General features: G+C 45.1%; 18 protein-coding genes. 12 read left to right on the top strand and 6 right to left on the bottom strand.

Annotated elements, in window-relative coordinates:
* The 4 genes from VN447_RS02170 (at position 1) to VN447_RS02155 (ending at position 3,312) form a co-directional block, all read left to right on the top strand.
* Positions 1–990, top strand: coding sequence for a LacI family DNA-binding transcriptional regulator (locus VN447_RS02170; RefSeq protein ID WP_325522346.1), 990 nt, complete (start codon positions 1–3; stop codon positions 988–990).
* A gap of 5 nt (positions 991–995) precedes the next feature.
* Positions 996–1,814, top strand: coding sequence for a transketolase (locus tag VN447_RS02165; protein WP_325522344.1), 819 nt, complete (start codon positions 996–998; stop codon positions 1,812–1,814).
* On the top strand, positions 1,814–2,731 hold the full coding sequence (locus VN447_RS02160) for a transketolase family protein (RefSeq protein ID WP_349255154.1): 918 nt from the start codon (positions 1,814–1,816) through the stop codon (positions 2,729–2,731). Before VN447_RS02165 ends, VN447_RS02160 begins: the two co-directional genes overlap by 1 nt.
* A gap of 101 nt (positions 2,732–2,832) precedes the next feature.
* Positions 2,833–3,312, top strand: coding sequence for a hypothetical protein (locus VN447_RS02155; protein ID WP_325522341.1), 480 nt, complete (start codon positions 2,833–2,835; stop codon positions 3,310–3,312).
* Between the two features lie 115 nt (positions 3,313–3,427).
* Here VN447_RS02155 and VN447_RS02150 read toward each other — a convergent pair whose 3' ends face one another.
* The 5 genes from VN447_RS02150 to VN447_RS02130 form a co-directional block, all read right to left on the bottom strand.
* The gene (locus tag VN447_RS02150) at positions 3,428–3,577 is read right to left on the bottom strand and encodes a hypothetical protein (RefSeq protein ID WP_325522339.1); all 150 of its coding nucleotides are present in this window, start codon (positions 3,575–3,577) and stop codon (positions 3,428–3,430) included.
* On the bottom strand, positions 3,577–8,640 hold the full coding sequence (locus VN447_RS02145) for a heavy metal translocating P-type ATPase (RefSeq protein WP_325522337.1): 5,064 nt from the start codon (positions 8,638–8,640) through the stop codon (positions 3,577–3,579). The genes VN447_RS02150 and VN447_RS02145 overlap by 1 nt, the downstream gene beginning before the upstream one ends.
* 94 nt (positions 8,641–8,734) lie before the next feature.
* Positions 8,735–8,968, bottom strand: coding sequence for a hypothetical protein (locus VN447_RS02140; RefSeq protein ID WP_325522335.1), 234 nt, complete (start codon positions 8,966–8,968; stop codon positions 8,735–8,737).
* Positions 8,969–9,015: 47 nt separating this feature from the next.
* The gene (locus VN447_RS02135) at positions 9,016–9,813 is read right to left on the bottom strand and encodes a hypothetical protein (protein ID WP_325522333.1); all 798 of its coding nucleotides are present in this window, start codon (positions 9,811–9,813) and stop codon (positions 9,016–9,018) included.
* Between the two features lie 109 nt (positions 9,814–9,922).
* Positions 9,923–10,738: a hypothetical protein gene (locus VN447_RS02130; RefSeq protein ID WP_325522331.1), complete on the bottom strand. Its 816-nt coding sequence runs from the start codon at positions 10,736–10,738 to the stop codon at positions 9,923–9,925.
* 313 nt (positions 10,739–11,051) lie between these two features.
* Here VN447_RS02130 and VN447_RS02125 point away from each other — a divergent pair, with 313 nt between their 5' ends.
* The 8 genes from VN447_RS02125 to lplT all read left to right on the top strand — a co-directional run bounded on the left by VN447_RS02125 (position 11,052) and on the right by lplT (position 21,915).
* Complete coding sequence (locus VN447_RS02125) at positions 11,052–11,678, top strand: hypothetical protein (protein WP_325522329.1); 627 nt, start codon at positions 11,052–11,054, stop codon at positions 11,676–11,678.
* Positions 11,679–11,882: 204 nt separating this feature from the next.
* The gene (locus VN447_RS02120; protein ID WP_325522327.1) at positions 11,883–14,132 is read left to right on the top strand and encodes a cation-translocating P-type ATPase; all 2,250 of its coding nucleotides are present in this window, start codon (positions 11,883–11,885) and stop codon (positions 14,130–14,132) included.
* A gap of 208 nt (positions 14,133–14,340) precedes the next feature.
* A complete protein-coding gene (locus tag VN447_RS02115) occupies positions 14,341–16,098 on the top strand; it encodes a 2-oxoacid:acceptor oxidoreductase subunit alpha (RefSeq protein WP_325522325.1) in 1,758 nt (585 codons plus the stop codon).
* Positions 16,099–16,953, top strand: coding sequence for a 2-oxoacid:ferredoxin oxidoreductase subunit beta (locus VN447_RS02110; RefSeq protein WP_325522323.1), 855 nt, complete (start codon positions 16,099–16,101; stop codon positions 16,951–16,953).
* Between the two features lie 191 nt (positions 16,954–17,144).
* The gene (locus VN447_RS02105; protein ID WP_325522321.1) at positions 17,145–17,951 is read left to right on the top strand and encodes a ceramidase domain-containing protein; all 807 of its coding nucleotides are present in this window, start codon (positions 17,145–17,147) and stop codon (positions 17,949–17,951) included.
* A gap of 42 nt (positions 17,952–17,993) precedes the next feature.
* Positions 17,994–18,566 carry a helix-turn-helix domain-containing protein gene (locus VN447_RS02100; RefSeq protein ID WP_325522319.1) on the top strand — a complete coding sequence of 191 codons (573 nt, stop codon included), beginning with the start codon at positions 17,994–17,996 and terminating at the stop codon, positions 18,564–18,566.
* Between the two features lie 75 nt (positions 18,567–18,641).
* A complete protein-coding gene (locus tag VN447_RS02095; RefSeq protein ID WP_325522317.1) occupies positions 18,642–20,753 on the top strand; it encodes an AMP-binding protein in 2,112 nt (703 codons plus the stop codon).
* The gene (gene lplT / locus VN447_RS02090; protein ID WP_325522315.1) at positions 20,746–21,915 is read left to right on the top strand and encodes a lysophospholipid transporter LplT; all 1,170 of its coding nucleotides are present in this window, start codon (positions 20,746–20,748) and stop codon (positions 21,913–21,915) included. Before VN447_RS02095 ends, lplT begins: the two co-directional genes overlap by 8 nt.
* A gap of 105 nt (positions 21,916–22,020) precedes the next feature.
* Here the strand turns inward: lplT and VN447_RS02085 are convergent, their stop codons facing one another.
* A complete protein-coding gene (locus VN447_RS02085; RefSeq protein ID WP_325522313.1) occupies positions 22,021–23,271 on the bottom strand; it encodes an NAD(P)/FAD-dependent oxidoreductase in 1,251 nt (416 codons plus the stop codon).
* Positions 23,272–23,743 lie beyond the last annotated feature (472 nt).

The following is a 23,743-nucleotide window of genomic DNA, read 5'->3' as shown; positions in this document are numbered from 1 at the left end:
ATGTTAGGCATTAAAGATATTGCACAAGAATGTAATGTGTCTTTAACGACCGTTTCCCGGGCTTTGAATAATAACAAAGGGATTTCGGAGAAAACTCGTGATTATATACTAGCGGTATGTGAGAAACGGGGCTATAGACCAAACTCAGCGGCGAGAAGCCTGATTCTCAAGAAAACGAATATGATTGGTCTGATTATTCCAGATATAACGAATCAGTATTATGCTTATATCAGCAAAGGTGTCAGTGCTTTTTTAGAAAAGGTTGGGTATGGACTAATTCTGTGCAATAGTGACCGTAACAAGGCTAATGAAAAGATGTATACACAGTTTCTTTCGGAGAAAAGGGTTGACGGTATTATTCTTATTCCAATTAAGCCTAAAAAAGATGACTATAGCTTCTTGCTTAATCATGACATACCACTTGTGCTGATCGACAATTATGTGAATGATTTAGATGTGAGTTTTATTACCAACGATAACTACGCGGGGGCACGGAAGATTGTTACCCATATGATAAAGCAAGGTTACCGTAGGATCGGCGTAATCCTGGGAGATGAGAATTCTTCTGCTAGTAATGGCCGCCTGACAGGCTACCTGGATGTTTTACGGGAACACGGCATGGATATTGATAAAGGTATTTTAGTGTATAGTGATGCTCGCTTCGAAGATGGTTTCAATCTGGCACCAAAATTGATCGAACAAAATGTTGACGCCATATTTGCCATAAATGACGTGGTGGCGCTGGGTGTGTTAAAGTACTGTTACTTAAAGGGGATTAGAATTCCTGAAGATATTGGTGTTGCTGGTTATGATGATATTGAACAGGGATCGATGCTGCCGATACCGCTAACTACGGTACACCAGCGGAAGCATACCCTAGGGGCTAAGGCAGCGGAAATCCTGATTCACGAAATTAATAATCCTCAATTCGGAAAACAAAAGGTAATATTACAGCCCGAAATTGTAATAAGAAAATCTTGTGGGGAGTGAGTTCATTGTTAGATACTAATTTAATTAAAGAAAAAGCCAATAATATGCGCATGGCGGCGCTGGAGGCGATACACTGTGCAGGTTCAGGGCATCCAGGCGGTTCATTATCCGCAGCCGATATTGTGGCAACCCTGTATTTTTATAAAATGAGAGTGGATGTCGCCAATCCGCGCTGGGCGGAACGTGACAGATTTGTTTTGAGTAAGGGGCATGCTTGTCCGATTTTATATGCTGCATTGGGGGAAAAAGGCTTTTTCCCTAAAGCGGACTTAAGGAATCTGCGTAAGCTGGATTGCCATCTGCAGGGCCATCCGGATATGAAAAACACCCCTGGGTTAGATATGTCCACAGGTTCATTAGGACAAGGTGTATCGGCCGCTGTCGGAATGGCTTATGCTGCAAAATTGGATAAGCTGGCCTATAAAGTATATTGCTTATTAGGCTGCGGCGAGTGTCAGGAAGGACAGGTATGGGAAGCGGCTATGAGTGCCGGGCATTTTAAGCTGGATAACCTAGTCGCAATCGTTGATAATAACCATCTGCAAATCGATGGAACAAATGAATGTGTAATGTGTAATGGTGATGTTGGTCTGAAGTTTAAGGCCAATGGCTGGCATGTGATCTATGTTGACGGCCATGATATCGAGCAAATTGCCAAGGCACTGGATGATGCTGATCATCAAGGTAAACCTGTAGCGATTATTGCCGAAACAGTTAAGGGCAAGGGTATTTCATTCATGGAAAACCAAGTAGATTGGCATGGTAAAGCTCCTAGTGAAGCTGAATTGGCTAAGGCTTTGGTTGAATTGGGAGGTGCGAAATAATGGAAGCGAATAGGATTGCGTATGGTAAAGCGTTAGCTGAACTAGGCAAGGTCAACGATAAAATTGTTGTTTTAGACGCGGATTTGGGTAAAGCGACGAACACCATTAAGTTTAAGGACGTAGCCCCTGACCGGTATCTTGATTGTGGTATTGCTGAGCAAAATATGATCGGTATTGCTGCCGGTTTAGCAACTACCGGCAAGATTGCGTTTGCCAGTACGTTTGCCGTTTTTGCCAGTTTGCGGGCTTTGGAACAAGTGAGAAACTCAATATGCTATCCTAATTTAAATGTTAAGGTGGTAGCTACCCACGCTGGCATCGAAACTGGCGGTGATGGGGCTTCCCATCAGGCTATCGAGGATATTGCCACAATGCGCTGTCTTCCTAATATGAAAGTACTGGTTCCGTCAGATCATATCTCAACAAACAAATTGGTAAAGGTATTGAGCGAGGAATATGGGCCAATGTATATGCGGGTAGGGCGGGATGCTAATGAAGCACTCTATGCTGCAGACGAGCAATTTTTCATTGGTGGCAGTAAGGAACTGGTTTCCGGGGATTATGCAACTGTGATCGCCTGCGGCACTATGGTTTACCAAGCACGTGAAGCTGCAAGCAAATTAGCGGCAGAGGGTATTAACATCCGGGTTATTGATATGTATAGCATAAAACCGCTGGATGAAGCGGCAATTATAAAGGCAGCTAAAGAAACGAAAGGTATTGTGACAATAGAAGACCACAACATTATCGGTGGTTTGGGAAGTGCGGTTTGCGAAGTAGTTTCGTTCGCTGCACCAACCAAAGTAATCAGGCTGGGCGTACAGGACAAATTTGGCCGTTCAGGCTCTGCGAATGAATTGTTCCAATTTTATGGTTTGACGGCTGATGCTATTATGGATGCCGTAAAAACATTATAATTTGAGATAATGCAAAAATGTTCACTGCACCCGATCCTATACTTTGAACACATAAACCTTTATTTTACGGGAAAATTAAACTAAGTATAAGGAGGTGCCTTATGAACATATTACGTATGGGAGCTCGAATAATTAGTAAAAGCTCGCCCATATTGCTAATTGCTAGCGGCACGGCGCTTGCGCTGACCTTGCCCCCAGTCCGTCGAGGGCTACGTACTTTTGCGGTCAAAGCAACAAAGGGGGCCTTAATTGTCAGCGATGAGGTAAAAAACCTAACCGCAAAGATGAGAGACAAAGCTTCAGACATAGTAGTGGAGGCACGTGAGACTGGTGAGTGCCCTTGTCCCGCCGCGGCGATTAAATCACTCCGGTCCTCTGCCAAAGTAAAGGGACGTCGAATTGCCGTGGCTACGACCGCCGGAGTACTGAGTATGCAAGAAAAAGCAAAGTCTGTCCGCGATGAGTTCAAGGACATTGTGGATGAAGCTAAACAACTTCGCGGAGTAAATCAATCAGAACCAGATGACGGGAAAAAAACAACTGTTGACGATGCCGATTCTGATATACCTCGATGGACTTGAAGCCCCAACAACATATATTGGTCCGGATTCTTCGCGACAAAGTAACTTTGCCTCATCAAAAGCTATAGATTAAATACCAAACCCTCCGAGATAATTCGGAGGGTTTGGTATTTATTTATAGATGTTCCGGGTCGTGGATCATTTCTTTGTTAGCTTCTCTTACTCCGCAAGCCTTACCTAAACCGTAAACAAGTGGAATTCCAATGGCGTGGACAAGTAGGAAAGCACCCCAGCTAACAGCCGGACGCATGAGCAACCAATGCATCACACCACCTCCTGAATTTTAGTATCTGCAATAGGAATAAATCTATTCTTTTTGCCGCTTCTCTCAATAATACCTTCGATGCCAAAATCCGCTATAGAGGTGAGTCCGGCTAAAAGCGCAGCTATCAACCACTCACTGCCTGTCAGAGCGACAGTACTGAAAATTGGTTGAAGCCAAGGCAGGTGAATAATCCCAACGACCATGGCCAGCGAAAGTGAAAACGCGCCAATAAGCCATGGATTGCTGAAGATGCCAACCTGTCCCGCTTCCCGCTCGATCCGGCAGTCGAAAAGGTGAATAAATTGGCTAAGCGCCAGTTGCGCAATCACGATGGTGCGGGCAAGGGTCAAATTGCCTGTATTAATCAGTTTCCAGGCAAATAGCGCTAAACTTGTGACGCCGATAATTATACCGCGCGAAACGACTTTACGTCCTAATCCACCAGAAAACACACTTTCATCTGCTGTTTTCGGCGATTGAGTCATGATGTTTTTGGCAGGAGGATCATTAACAAGGGCAATAGCCGGTAATCCATCGCCGATCAGATTGAGCCAGAGCAACTGTAACGGGATTAACGGTAACGGCAAGCCGATAACTGCGGCCAACAGCATCAATACAACCTCGCCTATATTGGTTGCGACTAGATAACGGATGGCTTTACGAATGTTGGTATATATAGAGCGTCCTTCTTCCATGGCTCGTATTATGGTAGCGAAGTTATCATCCGCCAATGTCATACTTGCCGCCTGTTTGGTAACATCAGTCCCCATAATACCCATAGCTATGCCGATATCGGCGCACTTTACGGCCGGTGCGTCATTTACCCCATCTCCAGTCATGGCCACAACAAAACCATTGCTCTTTAGCGCTTTAACAATACGTAACTTTTGCTGCGGCGATGTTCGTGCATATACGCTGATATCTGCCACAATTTTTGCCAGTTCAGCATCAGACATGATGTCTAATTCATTGCCCGCAACGACTCGCTCTGTGCTGCCCATCAAACCTAACTCACAGGCAATGGCCTTGGCGGTCAGGGGGTGATCCCCGGTAATCATAATGACTTTGACCCCGGCAGCCTTGCATTTAGTGATAGCCTTAGGCACCTCCAGCCGGGGTGGGTCAATCATACCAACTAAACCACAGAAGACAAGCTGCTCTTCCAGATCATTAGCCTGTTCCTCATCTTGAAAATGCGGTAGATCCCGGTACGCACAGGCAAGCACACGCATTGCCTTGCCTGTCATGTGCAGGTTGGCTTGCTCAATCTTTTCCCGGGAAATAGCGTCTAATGGCAGAGTTTGACCGTCTTTGACATAATGAGTACAAATCGATAGAATTTTATCGGCTGCCCCCTTGCAGTAGAGGGTTGGCAGAGCCTGTTTTTCCTGACAAACGACAGACATCATCCGCCGTTCAGCTTCAAAAGGCAATTCTTTTAAGCGTCGATAAGTACTTTCCAGTTGCGTTTGTTTCAGGCCTGCTTTGGCGGCAACGACGACAAGTGCGCCTTCCGTGGGATCGCCATCAATGGCCCAGGTTGTTTGCCTGGTTTTATTAATAGCAATTACATTGCCTGTGGGTGAGGAGTCTGCTACCAGCCGGGCATTGTTGCAAAGGATGCCACTTCTGAGTGTTGCCATTAATTCTATATTGCTGGAAGGCACAATAGCGGTCTTGTCAAGCTGGAAACAGCCACAGGGCATATACCCTTCGCCGGTTATTCGCCAAGTACGGTCAAGGGTATAAATTTCCCGTACAGTCATCTTATTTTGGGTTAACGTACCGGTTTTGTCTGAGCAAATGGCTGTTGCGCAACCAAGTGTTTCAATGGAAGATAGTTTGCGGATAATGATATTGCGCTTACTCATGCGCTGGACGCCCATAGCTAAAGCAATGATGACAATGGCTGTTAAGCCTTCCGGTATTGCGGCTACTGCCAGACTTGCCGCAGTCTGAAGCATAGTGAGAGTTGTTTGGCCGCGAAGTAGTCCAATTAAAAATACTAAACCGGATACGCCAAGACAGCCATACACCAGATATTTTCCCAGTTCCTCAAGCCGCCGTTGCAGAGGGGTGGTTTCTTCATTGTGGCTTTGAATCAGCGAAGCAATTTTCCCCATTTCAGTTGCCATACCAGTAGCAATTACAACCGCTGTTGCCCTGCCACGTGTTACGCTAGTACCCATAAACGCCATATTACGTCGATCCGCTAACTGATACTCCTGCGGACAGAGTGTGTTGGCTTCCTTACGTACTGGCAATGGTTCGCCGGTTAGTGCTGATTCTTCCACTTCCAAATGAGAACAAGATAGCAGTCGTACGTCCGCAGGTACACGATCGCCGGCTTCGAGAACAATGATATCCCCGGGAACCAGGTTTTCGGCAAATACTTTGAAAGTTCGTCCTCCTCTTGTAACACGAGCCTGAGGAGCTGATAGTGTTTTAAGGGACTCAAGGGAACTACTTGCTTTCCTCTCTTGAATTACACCCAAGAAGGCATTTGCTATTACAATCCCCACTGTGAGCATAGCGTCTCTTGTTTTACCAATGGCAAAGGCAAGTCCTGCAGCCCCAAGTAACACCTGAACCATGAAATCCTTAAATTGAGCACTTAATAACTTCCAGAACGAAGGTTTTTCCGATTCTTGCAGGGCATTTTTTCCATATTGGCCAATACGTAATTGCGCCTCATGATCAGTAAGACCAAACTGACTGGAGGTTTCCAGCATGTCACACACGCTGGTCGAGGCTTGCGCATGCCAGGAATTCTGGGTATCTGCGGAATTATTATATGAGTTGTTGTTACCGGGAAAGCATACTACATTACTTTTTGAGGCGGAACACGCCTTTGCCATACTGTTTTTTTGTGAAAACCGTTGGAGATCCATTTGTACTTGTTCGCGTCGCCGTCTACGTGACAGCAAGCGTCCTGAGTTAAAAATTACTGCCAAAGTGCTGACATTTAGCAGTAAGCCTGCTGTCACCGGCGATATCAAACGGGCAGCAGCTAGTGCCATGCCCACTATGTTCGAGCCAACAGACAGCGCCAAATTCTGTTTAATCACTTCGTTTGTGTGTCTACCGAGACGTACTGCTTGGGGTACCTTTCGAGGATCATCATTGGCAATTACAATATCGGCTGCATGGATTGCCTGTGCCGTCCCGCTCATACCCATGGCAATTCCGACATTGCTGGCAGCAAAGGCAGGAGAATCATTGGTTCCGTCTCCTACCATGGCAATCTGCTTGCCGGTTTGACGTATTTCTTCAATTGCATGCATTTTTGCTTCGGGGAGCATTGAGTGCCACTCCTCCGTCAAACCGAGCTCGGTAGATATGTGTTCCGCAGCGTAGGGAGAATCTCCAGTGATAACACTAATAGCTTTGATTCCCAGGGACCGGAGCTGGCGAATGGCTGTGTAGCTTTCGGGTTTAATCATGTCGCTTACACCTATCAGGCCGACGAGCCGCCGATTGACTGCAACATATAAAATGCTGTTTCCTAAATGTTCTAAGCGCATGACTGTGGCTTTTGCCCGAAAGAACGGAACCTTTTTTCGCTCCATCAAGAGGCGATTGCCGATAACAATTGTCTTTTCGCCAATGATGGCTTGTACACCATAACCAAAAAGCGATCGACTGTTAGCCGGTATTAAAGCAAGATCCCGTTTTTGAGCTTCGCTCAGCAGCATTCTGGCCAGCGGATGACTGGTGGATTTTTCTGCTGAAGCAGCAAGAACCAATACTTCATTTTCATTATAGTCTGGAGTTAACGAAATGATCTCGGTAATCTGAGGTAACGCTGTCGTCAATGTCCCTGTCTTATCAAACAAAACGGTATCGACCTGTCCAACGCGTTCTATAGCCTCAATTTCTTTTACAAAAATTCCTTGTTCTGCCGCTGTGGAAACTGCCGCTCCGAGCGCAGCATTACGCGATAAGGCAATGGCAGCAGGGCAGCCGGTAAGCAGTACGGCCAGACTACGCATCACATCACGTGTCAGCCAAAAGACAGTTCCTGAAATTGCTATCGCCCACCACATAAGTGTATCGGCATACCGATTCGGTGGCAGACTTTTCGTTGCTTTGACCTGAGCTTCTGTTACCAAACAAGCAATCTGCGCCATTGAAGTTGCGTTGCCAACTTTATCAGCGTTTACTTTTAGCGACCCCGCCTGAACTTGGGTACCTGCATATACCATATCTCCCACAATTTTAAGCTGTGGCTGATAGTCACCAGACATGGCAGCTTGGGTTACACAGGCTTTTCCGGCTACGACTTGCCCGTCAACAGGGATACTCTCGCCAGGGTGAATAAGAACGATATTTCCCTCCTGAAGATCGCTGTACTTAACTAAATTCTTTCGCCGATTTTCCCAACGCCATACCTTTTGTTGCTTGTCCGTAAGGAGGTGATTAATATACCCGGTGTTTCGAACTTGCATAGTTAATCTAAATAAATTGGTTAGGTGTACTAGCCAGAGAACAGATAATCCCGTGATGCTTTCCCGCATCGCCAGGAGTACTAGGGTAGCCAGAAACAGTACTAAGTCATGATTAATTCTTTTTTTCTTAGCTAATGTTTCAAATCCGTTGTACAAAATTGGATATCCGGCAATAATCGTCGTAAGGGCTGCAAGATTAAATACGCGGGTAGAGGAGGATAACGGCGATTTTCCAGCTATCAACCTTTTTAATATTAAAGCCGCCAAAACTCCGCCTGTTGCCAAGGTATACATGGTATGGGTTTTGTTCTGCGCATGCGTCGTATTGACTATCGTATTCTTTAGTGTCTGTGGAGTGGACTCCAGGGTAAAATAAGCCTGACTGGCAGCGGAAATCAACCGCTGAATCTCCGCTACGCCTAATAATGCGTGGTCGAAGTAAATGAGTGCCCTTCCTGTTAACGGGTTTGCAGTGACTGACCGAATGGCCTTTTCACCCAGCAAATGTTTTGCTAAATTCTGAGCATACTTAGGATCTTGACGGAGTTCTGTGATCGATATCCGTAAGCGGCCTGGAATCAATCTGTACTCACTTGTTGCGATCACTGCTGGCACTGGAAAGTTCCTCCCTTTTGAACCTAAATGTGGTTAAAAAATCAACAGCAAGGATGATCTCCTTGCTGTTTACGCCAATTGGGAATACCTCGGACTAAAAGAGCTTCAAGCGTGTCCAGGAAATACCCGCAAGTAAGTTATCTTTCGAATCTTTACTTTTTTTCTTAATATACCCAAAAAACTGGCTCAAGAATTCTTCCCAGATTGTTACTACTTCTCCCTTAGCCTGGGGGGATTGGCGTCTTATTTCGACACTCATATCAATGGCTTCTTGCAACTCACGGCTAGCATTTTGGATTTTCTGATGCAGCAATTCAATAGTAGCCAATTGTTCCTCCTGACACACTCATTGGACATAGCCAGTCTAAAATAGCCTCAGCTTGTGCCTCCCGGTTCAACCGGTTCTTCTACTACAGTATCAAGCGAGTCTCTAAAACGTTCAAATTGTGCCTCACTTACCAGGTCTTCAATATCTTCACGCATACCACTAAATATGCCTTGGGCTTGGTCTGTCAACCCAAGTACACCTTGTACTGCTTTGACAGCTAAGGGGCGTAGTTTGTCTCTGACACTGGGAAGTAGGACTGCTCCCACAACGGCAGCTCCTAACCAGAACGTCATGTCCTGGCCTGTACGCATTTTGACCTCATGGTTAACGCGGCGTCTGGTTCTGGCTAGGCCAGTCATCTCTGGGCTTTGTTCTACTAAATCGGTAAGTTCGGCTAAATGCAGTAACTCTGCCCGCTCTTTACGTATCATCTGTTGCAATGACCTACGCGCATAAGGATCAGTAATTGTACCTAATCTTTGTTCATAGATGCGTATCGCAGCCAACTTAGCCTCAAATACCTGTTCCAGCCCCAGGACCGATTCTTCATTACTGGTTTCCATAGCTAACTCGCGCATGCGCTGTTTGCGGCTGTATCTTGACTCATACCGTGGATCACGGGTGGTATCATATCGTGCCTCGCGGCTGGCACTATATCGTGGTTCGCGGTTGGTATCATACCGCGTTTCACGTTTGGCATCATACCGTGGTTCACGGTTATTATCGTACCGTGGTTCACGGTTGGTATCGTACCGTGGTTCGCGGTTAGTATCATATCGCGCTTCGCGGTTGGCGTATGACTGTGCTTCACGTTCATCATCCGGGTGTGCTTCTATATCAGGCATTATATCCCCCCTTTACAGCTTTTATTCACTGTCGTAGACAAGGATATTTTTACCATGATTGTCTATAGTATACATTTTTTTGAGGTTATCAAAAAAACCAGGCATCGTATTACGATGAACTGGTTTTTTTTACTAGATATAAATGGTGAGGCCGGGATGGTACTTGTTTACATGACTCGTGAGAGGAATAAATCAATTTCGCAATATTTTTCATACATTGGTGTTGCAATTGCTGGTAGAAGCTGTCTAGAATTCCAGTCAGGCATTGTGATATATCAGCTATGCAACGTTTTTCTTGGTCTGCCGGGTGACAGTTTGTTACTTTCAACAAGGCTGTGCCTAAGCTTAGCTTTTTTGATACCTTCTTTACAAGCCAGGGAAGAGTAAATTCTTCCAGGCTTTTATTACAAACCGCTTCTGTGACTTTAGCGATGTTCTTAGTAATTATAATAGTATTTTTATATTGTTGGATTAGACCTGCAGAACCGTCAATAAAAGATGCCGGATCGATCATACTTTCTTTTATTGCAGTAGTACAATGCTCGGGCGGTATCGATAAGGTAGTACTTATCTGTAGACTTATCAGGGAAAGCAGCTTTTGAACCTCATCTTGACTAATAATTCTACGGCGAAAGGAGTCCGCGCTGTAAAATTCTTTACCTGATATAATATCAACAATAAATGGTGTAATCTTGCTCCGGGTCTCTTCTAACGAAGCATCAACCAATAGACGAACGAACTGACGGCAAGTCGTTACTGCGATTACCCGTTTCCATTCTTGTTTCCTACGATGTGATTCAGCGGCCATTATTTTTAGCTTGTGATGGGAAGTAATGATTTTTTCACCAAAGATAAATAATTCCTGAAAGCGATGATATCGGGTCTTTAATTTTCGCACCTCAGATTGCTGGAAGGCCAGGCGCATTAAGATTCACCGACTTTCATGTAGTATTCTGTTTTTAGTGTACCGCAATTGGCCGCTGTTTTGGTTAAACATAGATTAACTTTAGGTTAACTTTGATCCCTCCCCGCGTAACCGGGCTCTGAATCTTTCTACCTACAACTTTGGATAGTACTCTCTATTGATAGACAGTGGTATAGTGCCAGTTTGATAAGAAAGTCTCTGTCTGTAAACTGGTAGGGAGTGTATTTTCTTCAGCTAGATATTGACTAATACTCCCACCTGTTCTATACTAATGATAATGATTATCGATATCGCAAGGGGGCTATTCCTGCTTATGTCAGTATATATAAAGCCTATAGACTCGTTGGTCGGAGAATGCATAAAGGATATACGCTGGGAGTTTCATCAAATACGCTCCCGGATTCGGACAGACGAGGTCCATAGGTTAGCAGAAGGCCTTCTCAACCGAACCTCCCTGGAGTGGCCATTAGTATTACTTGAGTTACAAAAAGGGAATGCGCTTAATCGGCTTTTAGAGCATCTGAACTTTCATGTCCGGCGACATGGGTTGCCATCAGAAAAGGAGCTAGTTTTCAAAGGTCCTTTTCCCAGTCTTTCTTTAAGACCTTTGCAGGCTATCGTTGACACGCATCGCTCTACAGTACGTATGGCTCGTTGTATCGAATTCCTAGGAAATAAAGCCTGGGATCATGCGTTAAAACCTGTTAAAAAAAGTTTAGTTCCTTTTAAAGTTGAGGTTGCGACTTTGACACTAAACGCTTTCCAATGTTCGCCTAAACATCAGCTAGACGTAGCGCTGGTAGACCTTTCTCAACGAATCAGAGGGTATATTATTAATTTTTTATGTGAGTGGGAAGCTTTACTAATCCAGCAGGTTCAGGAGCAGCTCTTACTATACAAAGCAGATTCGTATCTGCCAATTTCAGAGGCTGCAGTATAATCCTAAATAACTTCCATATAATACTTCCTAGTGGGGCATTGGCCTTGCTAGACACTCAATAATCCCAGTGTCTGGGATTATTTTTATCCTGATAGAAAGTATACTTTCTCCTGGATAAGGGCAACATCGGCTTCCGCTTTCGCCAAAGGCTCGGCGCAAGCCGTGTTTTCTTTATTTTTTAGACCTCGTAAGGAGGGAAGCTGTTTGTCTCAAGGATACCCGCAGATTGTTCACAAGTTACCCGGACGCATTCGTGTATATATGCCACAGATTAGATGTAATCCTCGCCTTGCTTCTCAGCTTGACGTATTGTTAAGGGAACAAAACGGGGTTAAAGAATGTACAGCCAACCCCAAATCAGGTAAAGTATTAATCTATTATGACAGAGGCATTATTTCTGAACAGGCGCTATGCTCTTTGATACATAGAGTTTCCTGTGAAATTCCGGTGCAAAAAACCGCAACTGTAGAAAAAATATATATAGAAAAGAAAAAGCCCTTTGAGTTAGAGGATATGTCCATCCCTACCCAAATAGCTCTGGTCGTTCTGGGCGGTCTAGGGTTACTTTATCATCTTTTTCACCATCTTCGGCGTCGCGGTCCTCTCTCTCTGGTGCTGGAACGTCAATTAAGTCTGCTCACCTTGATTACGGCTATTCCCATATTACGCAGTGGCCTGGAAAGTCTCTTTCTACATCGCAAATTAAATAATGAAATTTTGATCGGTTCAGCAACTGTCCTTTCTCTACTATTGCGAGAAGGAGCCACCGGTTTAGTTGTCGTATGGTTGGTTAACTTAAGTACACTAATAGAAACGTTAACACTAGATAAATCGCGTCGAACAATTCGAGCTATGCTTGAAGGCAACCAGAAAAACGCATGGATCGTTGTGGATGGACAGGAAGTATTAGTCCCAATACCCCAGTTGCAAGAAAATGATACAGTATCGGTAAAACTAGGTAGTAAGATTCCTGTGGACGGGACCGTTGTTGACGGAGAAGCAGTTGTAAATCAAGCCGCTTTAACCGGAGAACCTATACCTGTTTATAAACACCAGGGTGATCGAGTTCTAGCAGGTTCTACCATTGAGCAAGGCACTTTATATATTAGAGCCGAACGAGTGGGTGACCAAACATCTGTTGCGCGCATCATCCATCTAGTTGAACAAGCTACACAATCCAGAGCTCCGATACAGACCATGGCGGATAAATATTCTGCCCGGATAATTCCTGCCTCCTTCCTATTGGCCTTGATTGTATTCCTGCTGACACGGGATATACGACGTACAATGACGATACTCATTGTTGCGTGCCCTTGTGCGGCAGGCCTGGCAACACCGACCGCTCTGAGCGCGGCAATTGGCAACGCTGCCAGCAGAGGAATACTTGTTAAAGGTGGTCGCTATCTTGAAGAAGCAGGCAAAATAAATTGTTTACTATTTGATAAAACAGGCACTTTGACAGAAGGTAAACCTACTGTGGTAGAGGTTGTTCCAGTTAATCAGGGACATGACGCAAACTCTATCTTAGCTTTAGCCGCTGCGGCTGAGGCAAACGCGAATCACCCGCTGGCCGATGCTATTAAACAGGCTGCAGAAAATCAGGGTATAAAGCTTCCCTGCATCCCCAATAGTGAAATGACGATTGGGCGCGGTGTAAAGGCTACTGTAAATGGCACAGCTATTTATGTGGGCAACTCCCTTTACTTAAGTGAGATAGGTATTAAGATTCCTCCACCAATTCCTGTGCTGATCCGCGATCTTGAGCAAAACTCAACGCTGGTGTACGTAGCCAGCGAGACTCAGGTTATAGGGATTATTGCGATAAAGGACGCTCTACGTAAAAATGCAGTAAAAGCCATTCGTGACATTAGATCTGAGGGCGTTATCGACATCGGCATCGTTAGCGGTGATACTGATGCAGTTGTAAAGGAAACGGCTAGTCACTTAGGAATTGATAGAGTCTGGTCAAATATGCTCCCACAGGAGAAGTTTGAATTAGTAAAATCCTTAAAAGACGAGGGTCATGTAGTTGGGATGGTCGGCGACGGTGTCAACGACTCCCCTTCACTGGCTCTTGCAAACGTTGGGATTGCCATGGGGGTAGGAGGAGCAGATGCGGCCATTGAAACAGCCGGGATTGTTCTGCGTGAAGACAATCCGGAGAAAATTGTCGAAGTCATTCGTCTTGGGAAACGGTCATTATTGATTATCCGGCAAAACTTTCTTTTTGCCATTGGGGCCAATATCATCGGCCTAGGGCTTGGTTCGGCTAAATTAATATCTCCTTTCTTAGCAGCCATCTTGCATAATGCAAGTACCCTTGCAGTAGTACTTAATTCCACACGGCTTCTTTCATACGCCCCAGACCGATTGAACGATGAGCATACGCTCTGCCACACAGAGAAGGATAGATATACACTTACCTATGAACAAGAACTGCCAGTGCTGAAATAGTAATAGATCATAGTGAGGCCCTGAACTCTAATACGAGGAGTTCAGGGCCTTGTTTTGTTGTGAAAGAAAATTTATCAATCTTACTTTTTTTGGCAGGTAGGTTAATAAAGACGTCGAATAATATTCAATTAATAATTATTATTAAAGTGATCAAAGTAAGGTACTTCAGTCAGTCTGGCATAATAAGAAACAGAGCGGAGGATGTTGTATGTGGCGAAAACCATTTACCGTTATGTTTGGCGGGCAAGCAGGCTATGGCATAATGAGCGCAGGCACGATGATTGCCAAAGCGGCAGGCCGTAATGGATTATGGGCATTTGTAGTTAATGAATACCCTTCATTAATCAAGGGCGGGCTCAATACCTGTACTGTAAGCTTTGATAGCAGACCGATAAAAGCCCATGAGGAGCGGTTAGACTTTTTAGGGGCATTATCTCAGGAAGCATTGGATCAGAACTATGAGAAGCTGGACTCTGAAGCGGCGGTTCTATATGACAGTGAAGCAGTCAAGCCCAATATGGCAAGAGTTCCAGCAGGGGTAAAACTATATCCTGTTAAACTAATTGGTTCCCTTACCGGTGAAGCGGCTAAAGTGATGGCAAACAGCGCGATGTTGGGAGCATTTTGTGCACTGTCCGGATTTCCCTTAGAGATCATAGCCGGTATAATGCGAACAGAATTTAAAAAAGAAAATATTTTGCAGCAAAATCTTGAGTTACTTCAGCAAGCTTTTGACCTAACCAAGCAGCAATATGCAGAGCATAAAGCATTTCCGCTATCTTTCCAGCCTGACGGCGAAAAAAAGATGCTCCTGAACGGTAATGATGCCATATCTATGGCGGCAATAAAAGCGGGAGTTAAATTTGCTGCCGGTTATCCCATGACACCAGGCTCAAGTGTTTTAACCTATTTAGCTGATCATGCCACAGAATATGGCTTGGTGTTTAAACAAGCTGAAGATGAAATCGCGGCAGTCAATATGCTAATTGGAGCCGGTTTTGCCGGTGTCCGAACCATTGGCGCCACAAGCGGGGGCGGTTTTGCCCTGATGACAGAAGCACTGGGGTTCGCTGCCCAGGGAGAAGTACCGCTGGTAATTGTTGAGGCCCAGCGAGGTGGTCCCAGTACCGGCTTGCCGACCCGTACTGCCCAGGCTGACCTGAATTTTGTTGTCTATGCTTCACAGGGGGAATTTCCGCGAATTGTTGTTGCGCCTGGCGATATTGAGGAATGTTTCGCTGAAACGTTTCGTCTGTTTAATCTTGTGGATAAATATCAAGTGCCTGGTATTATCTTGACAGATAAGTATTTGGCTGATTCCAGTGTGATACATCCCTACTTTGAAGATAAGCAGCTCCAGATTGATCGCGGAAAACTGGTAGATGAAGCATGGCTTAGTGAACATCAGCCTTACTTGCGTTACCGCATTACTCCTGATGGGGTTTCACCGCGGGCAATTCCCGGACAAAAAGGGGGGCGGCATATTGTTACCAGCTATACTCACGGAGAAGACGGTTTTTATAGCTCGGGCAACCGTGAATATGCTGAAACAGAGCCACAGGTAACTGCTGATGGGCTTGATAAGTTGTTTAGTAAGGTTCCTGCTATATTACAAGACATCCCGGGAATCAAACTTCACGGCCCACGGGAGGCCGAACTCACGGTGATTGGCTGGGGTTCCAGCAAAGGTGCCATTTTGGAGGCGATAAGCACGGTAAATCAAGAGGGCAGGTCGGTTAATTTTCTGCAGATTTTATATCCGTCTCCATTCCCGGCTGAAGCCGTACAGTCTGTCCTGCAATTGAGCAAAAAGACGTTGTTGGTAGAAGGAAATAAAACAGCGCAAATGGCGGCCATGATCCGGGCCCATACCGGTTTCGCCGTAGATAAAAGTTATTTAAAATATGACTCACGCCCATTTGTCCCTTCTTTAGTACTAGAAGAAATAAAGGAGGTACTATCTTAGATGGAGGCTCTAAAAACACAATTTGTCCCCACCTGGTGTGCTGGTTGTGGTAATTTTGGCATATTTACTGCATTAAAAAAGGCATTTTCGCTGTTGGCGCTGGACCCGGAGCAGCTTGCTTTGGTAACTGGGATTGGCTGTTCCAGTAAAATTTCCCAATATATTAATTCCTACCGGATTGAAACCCTCCATGGTCGAACACTACCTGTTGCCACTGGCGTCAAACTGGCTAATCATCAGCTCACTGTCATTGCCGAAGGCGGCGATGGTGATGGCATGGGGTTGGGGATGGGACATTTTATTCATACAGCCAGGCGTAATCTTGATATTACCTACATCATCCATAATAACCAAATATACGGCCTAACTAAAGGGCAGGCTTCGCCGACCAGTGATTTAGGTACGGTTACAAAATTTACTCCTGCGCCACAAGGCAATGTGGAACAGCCGATCAATATTGTTCAGATGGCTTTGCAGGCAGGAGCAACCTGGGTTGCACGGTCAACTGCCGCTGATCCGCAGCTTGCCGATATCATGGCACAGGCAGTAAAGCATAAAGGTTTTTCGGTACTTGATATTCTCCAGCCCTGTGTGTCCTTTAATCATGTTAACACCTATAAATGGTATCAGGACCGTGTTTACCGGTTGGATACGCTGCCAGAGTATGATCCTGCGGATCATGATAAAGCAACGTCTGTTGCCAGCCAATGGGGGGATAAAATTCCTATTGGTGTATTTTATCGTACTGAGCGTAGGACGTTTGAAGACTCTTTACCGCAATTAGCCAATAGAACGTTAGTTGAGCAGCCTCTGGAAAACATCTCGGTGTCTTTGTTGATGGATGAGATGGCATAGGGGAGGCTCTGGGTGTTAGGCAAGCGAAAGGGACTGTGTTTTTTACACAGCCCCTTTTTATTAATTAATGCGTATGTGCCAAAGCGATAAGGTTAGAGGCTGAAAACAAGCTTTTTAAGTTGGTTATTGACACCGGAGTGGAAATCTATTACAATCAAGTTAACGAACGTTAACTTGATTGGAGGGATAGCATGTCAACTAAGATGAAGCTTGGCTGTATCGGGGTTGTTGTACTATTTGCAATGGGGGTGATGCTAACTCAACCGCCCATTCCGCAGGCGGCAGCCTGTCACGCTTTTGCCGATGATGCGGCATGGTGGGGGATTGTAAACGCACAAAATGTCTTATCTAACATGGCCTTCGTTATTGCAGGACTCATAGGACTTATGAAGGTGGGAAGGCTGCCGAAATCGGCAGTTACTTCAATGTGGAGATTCTTTTTCAGTGCGGTTGTGCTTGTCGGTTTAGGGTCTGGTTATTATCATTGGCTGCCCTCGAATAATACTTTGGTCTGGGACCGGCTGCCTATGACATTATGTTTTTCCGCTTTGACTGCCTGTGTATGTGCAGAACGTTTAGGTGTTAAATTTGGTCAGCGGCTTTTCGTACCTCTGGTTATAAGCGGTGTGTTCAGTGTATTTTATTGGTGGCTGTCAGAGCAGCATGGTTTTGGCGACTTACGTCCCTATATAGTCGTTCAGTATCTTCCGATGGTCCTGATACCGCTAATGCTCCTCCTCTTTCCGAAAACGCCAAGGCAAGATAGGCCCTATTGGCTGTTGCTGGCTAGTTATATCATTGCGAAAGGTTTTGAGTTGAACGACGGTCTCATATTTAACCTGACAAACGAGGTCATTAGTGGTCATACCTTAAAGCATTTGGCAGCTGCAGCAGGCATTATGTTACTGCCGCCAACTATCTCCACTGAGGTAAGTAAGGATGAAGAGGTAAAAACAATTTTCCCCAAAAGATTCTTGACAAAAAAAGAGCTATTATAGTACAGTTAAGTTAACGAATGTTAACTTAAGCGGGTGAAAAGTATGCAACAATTATTGGCAAACTACGGAAAAAGAGGAGATCTCCTTAAAGCGAGTCTTACACTATTTGCAGAAAAGGGCTATGATGCTGTTTCGGTACGGGATATAGCGAAAGCAGCCGGCGTATCAGAGGCAGCCCTTTACAAGCATTTTAAAGGAAAAGACGATATGGCGCTCTATATTTTTAAGGAAATTGTAACTGACTACACAGGTCGTTTGAAGCGGGTCGACAGTAGTATGGAAGGGGCTATAGCCAAGCTTTGCCGCATTGCGGAAATAACCTACGATCTATATCAAGAATATCCCTCAGAAATCCGCTTTGCACTGCTGTCCCAGTACTCCTTCTGGGATTTGGTAGAAGAGGAGATAAAGCCGCATTTCATTATTCGTAAAATACTGGAAGACGGGATGGCAACAGGAGAAATACCCCGTCAGGATGTGTATTTTTGGGTAACAGTCTATACTGGTCTCATGCTGCAACCGTTGAATCAATACCCGTATTTTTATGATGTATTACCGGAGTTTGCTGAATTAAAAACAAAGATTTCAAATCTTGTACGCAAAATGTTCACTTAGTAGAGTCGTACTATTTAATAATTAAATCCCTACGGCAAAAATTGCGCTGTAGGCCGACAAAATGGGGGGAGAAACATGAGAACGATCCTTCGTTGGCTACTTCAATTCCTATTTAAAACCAGGGTGATTGGTAAAGAGAGATTCCAGTTTAGCGGTCCAAGCATTATTATGCCTAACCATGTTTCGTTTCTTGATGCAATTTTGTTATATGCATACCTACCCCGGGAGGTCTACTTTGTTGTCAACACAACGATAGCGGCCAAGATTTCTTTTATCCTGAGATGGGTCAACCATATAACTGTCGACCCGTTTAACCCCTATTCGCTCAAGAAGATCGTCGGGATTATCAAGGCTGGACACCCGGTGGTACTGTTCCCTGAAGGCCGTATTACTACTACCGGCAACCTGATGAAGATCTATAGCGGTGTGGGCTTTATCGCTATAAAAACAGGAGCTTTTATTCAACCCGTGATTTTTCGCGGACCGGAACGATCAAGGCTGTCGCGGGTGCAAGATAAGGTTAAAGCGCAATATTTTCCTCAGGTAACCATCTACGTTGCTTCACGGGAGCAGCTTTTGGCTGCTGCAGGTAAAAGCTTTCGTCTGCAGAAGCGGGAGATTAGTGACCGGATACTGAGCTTACTGCAACAAGCCATGTTTCAGGCTAGGCAACAACAAGACAAATACACAAATATTTTTGATAAACTACTGGCTGCTGGGCAAATCCATGGCATGGGAAAGGATATGGCCGAGGACATCGGGGGAACGGTCAGTTATCGTCAGGCAATAATGAGCAGTTATGCTTTAGGTGCAAAGTTGCAGCCACTGTTACCAGGGGAACACCCTGTTGGGGTTATGTTGCCTAACTCGATCGGACACCTGATTACACTATTTTCTCTCTTTTGCATCGGCAAAACACCGGCTATCCTCAACTTTAGTGCTGGAGCGGAAAACAATCTGGATTGTGTCGAGACCGCCGGATTAAAAAAAATCTTAACCTCGCGGGCTTTTATCGCAAAAGGGCATTTGGAAGAGTTAGAAGCACGGTTAGCCTCCCGGTTCGAACTCATTTATTTGGAAGATATTAAGCAGCAAATCAGCCTTGCTGACAAGCTAAGTGCCCTATATAACTATCTCACCCGGCAAACTGCGGTGGGAGACGCCGCACTGATCCTGTTTACCAGCGGCAGTGAGAGCAAACCTAAGGGTGTAGTACTTCACCATACCAATATCCTCGCGAATATCAATCAGGTAGCTAGTGTGATCGATTATACCCCTCGTGATAAAATGCTGAATGCTCTGCCCATGTTCCACTCCTTCGGGTTAACTGCCGGTACACTGCTGCCGGTTCTTAACGGTGTTAAAGTATTTCTGTACCCAACACCACTACATTACAAAGCCATTCCTGAAATTGCCTATGATCGAAATATCACGCTGCTTTTAGGAACGCCGACTTTTTTGCACGGATATGGGAAATCTGCCCATCACTACGACTTTTATAGCCTGCGTTATGTGCTGGCCGGGGGAGAAAAGCTTAACGATGAAGTGCGCAGCTTGTGGCAGGAAAAGTTTGGTGTACGGATTTTTGAGGGGTATGGTACTACAGAAACAGCTCCGGTATTGAGTCTAAACACACCGCTGTTTAGCAAACCCGGTACAGTAGGCAAATTTCTCCCCGGTATCGAATGGCGTACTGAAGAAATCCCAGGTATCTCTGAAGGCGGCAATCTTTTTGTCAAAGGGCCTAACGTTATGGCCGGGTACTTATTGCCTGGGCGAGGCTTCGTGCCGGCCCCTGAATGGTATGATTGTGGCGATGTGGTCAGTATCGATGAAGCTGGTTTTATCAGAATCCGGTCACGGTTGAAACGATTTGCCAAGATATCAGGCGAGATGGTTAGTCTAGACGCTGTGGAAAAAGCTGCTGAAAGCTGTTTTGGTACAGACCGCAATACGGCCATCAATCTTCCAGATACCAAGAAGGGCGAAAAAGTGATCCTCTATACTATGCACAAAGATGCATCGAAACAGCTGCTGCGGGAATTCATGAGTAAGACCCGGCAGAGTATGCTGGCAATGCCGGCAGCGGTTATTGTGGTTGATAAATTGCCCCTATTGGGCAGCGGGAAAATCGACTATGTTACTCTTAAGAGCTGGGGGATAAGCGAGGTGAAAGAAGATGCTTAGGTTATCACCGCTAAAAGCGTTGTTTACGGCCCAATTTTTATCCGCATTTGTCGATAATATGATCTTGTTTATTGTGTTGGCAATTATCAAAAGGGATGGTTATCCCGACTATTACTTACCTTTTGTCCAGAGTACATTTTTGGCCTCTTATATTGTTTTATCGCCGTGGGTTGGTCGGTTTGCGGACAGAAAGACCAAGCCTGAAGTGTTGATCATCGGGAATATCGTAAAGGCCGGAGGGGTGCTGCTTCTGTTTGCGGGCTGCAATCCTGCGTTAAGTTATGCGGCGGTAGGCCTGGGAGCAGTCATATACAGCCCTGCTAAATATGGGATACTTCCTTTTCTTACCCGTAATGAGGATGAACTGCTTAGAGCCAATTCCGGCTTAGAGAGCTATACCATCCTGGCAATTTTAACTGGCTCTGTAGCAGGTGGTATGTTATCTGACCTGTCAGTATCTCTGGCGCTCAGTGCTTGTTTAGTATTATACGGGGCCTCGATTGCTGTTAACACCATTATTCCTAAGAATCCCGGCAACCGGAGTGTTGGCTATCAAAACGCAATTGGTGAATTTTACTCTGATATTGTTACCCTGCTGAGGAATCCCCAAAGTCACTATTCGCTGATAGGCAGCGGCTCCTTTTGGTTAGCATCTGCCGTGCTGCGTATGATTATTTTTGCCTGGGTGCCTCTTACTCTGGGAATCACCAGTGGTACTTCAATCAGCCTCATTATTGCCGTAACCGGGGTGGGCATCGCGGTGGGGGCCGCAATCACTCCCTATCTGATAACGATTAAAAACTATCACCGTACTGTCTGGTTCGGCTATGCGATGAGCGGGTGTATACTCACGTTTCTTCTCATTGAAAGTCTGCAAACTGCTATTATTTTTTTACTACTGATAGGGGTGTTGGGCGGCATCTATATTGTCCCGATGAATGCCTCTCTACAGCAGGTAGGGCATCGTACTGTCGGGGAAGGGAAGACCATCGCCGTGCAGAATTTTTTTGAAAACTCATTCATGTGCCTGGGCGTAGGCCTGTATACCCTTGCCGCCCAAAAAGGGGTTACCACTTATAGCGCCATCGGGACTACTGGTGTAGTATTGCTGTTGTTTGTCAGTTATCTGCTTATGTATAGTAGACTATATACAACGCGTTAACAATACACCACCCACCTGTGTCTGCAAACTTCTTTAATGCGGGATATATAGGTAAAAAAGCCGACCCTCAGGCAGAGGATCGGTTTAGGTAAAACAGTAGGATTCTTATTGGCGCGTAATGATCCGAACAAGGCGGTCATAGAATACATATTCCCATACCCATTTCATAAAAACGACAAAACGGTTCCGGAAATCAATTAACCGCAAAATGTGTACAAGAGACCAGATTAACCAGGCAAAGAATCCTTTTAATTTAATACGCCCCATGTGAACTACGGCTGCGTTTCGTCCAATTGTTGCCATACTTCCTACATCTTTATACGCAAATTTTTCCAGTACTTTTCCCTTAATTAGCTTTTTTATATTTTTTGCTGCAACATCTGCTTGCTGAATCGCTACAGGTGCAATCATTGGCAAAGGTCCCCCGTTGTGCTCGAAACGGGCGGAATCGCCGATTACAAAGACTTCCTGGTGGTCTGGCAATTGTAAATATTCATTGACGATGGCACGGCGAGCTTGATCTTGTTTAATATTCAATTTGTCTAGAAGGGGAACTGCTTGTACGCCAGCTGCCCAGATGACTGTATGTGTGGGAATGATTTCGCCACCTTTGAGGGTTAAACGTTCACCATCATATTCAGTGACTTGTACGCAAAGCCGTACTTCAACATGTTTGCGGATTAATGTTTCGACGGTAACTTCTCGTAATTCTTCCGGCATAGACGCCAATACTTTATCTGAAGCCTCAACTAATACAATGCGCACCTCTTTAAAATTTAGATTATGATACTCCTCAGCCATAACTAAATAAATCAGCTCAGATAAGGCACCGGCAGACTCTACGCCGGTAGGTCCGCCGCCAACAATAATAAAAGTCAATAATGCTCGCCGCTTGTCCTTATCTTTTTCATAGGAAGCTAATTCAAATTGATGGAGTATGTGGTTGCGAATGGTTACTGACTCATCCAGTGTTTTCATACCAAAACTATAGTTTTCAACAGATTTAATCCCGAAGTAATTTGTAGTTCCGCCTGTAGCCAATACCAGATAATCATATTTTATTTCATCGGTATCAAGAATAACCGATTTGCGCTCCAAATCAATACCGGTTACCTCGCCCATCCGGAAGAGAACATTTTTTTGACTTTTTATCATAGCCCTCACAGGGTAGGCAATATCATCAATTGATAAAGTGGCAGTGGAAACTTGGTACAATAACGGCTGAAACAAATGATAGTTATGCTTGTCAATTAGAGTAATTTGTACATCAGCTTCACGTAATGCGCGGACTGCCCGGATTCCACCAAAACCGGCACCGACGATTACGATGTGTTGCGATTTTTGTTGCTCTTTCATGAGTGTATCTACCTCTTCATTTAATAATAGACTATGGCTGATATTCTACCCTTGCTATTCCAGTCTTTATGGCTGCTTTGGCAACTGCATCTGCCACGATGGACGGTATTGTGGGATCCAAGGGATTGGGGAAGATGCTGCTTGCCGTAAGTTCGTTAGTTGGCACGCTATTGGCTAAGGCTACGGCAGCAGCAAATTCATCTCTAATTTGCCATGTGACTGTTGGTGTAATGCTAAAGATTTTTCAAATACATTCATATGGTATCTCCTTTTTTGTTGGAATTACTGATGTGACTAATCAAATGATTCTAATTTGCTTTATCCGATGACTAACCCGCTCTAAGACTCCCATCTTTCCTGTGCCCTTTAGGGTATACAAGTGGGAGTTATACCCAAAGGGCACAGGCGAGCGGCTAAGTCCCTGGATAAGGGCGACTAACCTTCAGATGGGGTTAAAACCCCACCTGAAGCT

It is taken from the genome of Sporomusa sp., from assembly GCF_035561155.1.
Classification (GTDB): Bacteria; Bacillota; Negativicutes; order Sporomusales; family Sporomusaceae; genus Sporomusa.
The sequence above is the reverse complement of the archived record's forward strand: the minus strand, read 5'-3'. Positions and strand labels throughout refer to the sequence as shown.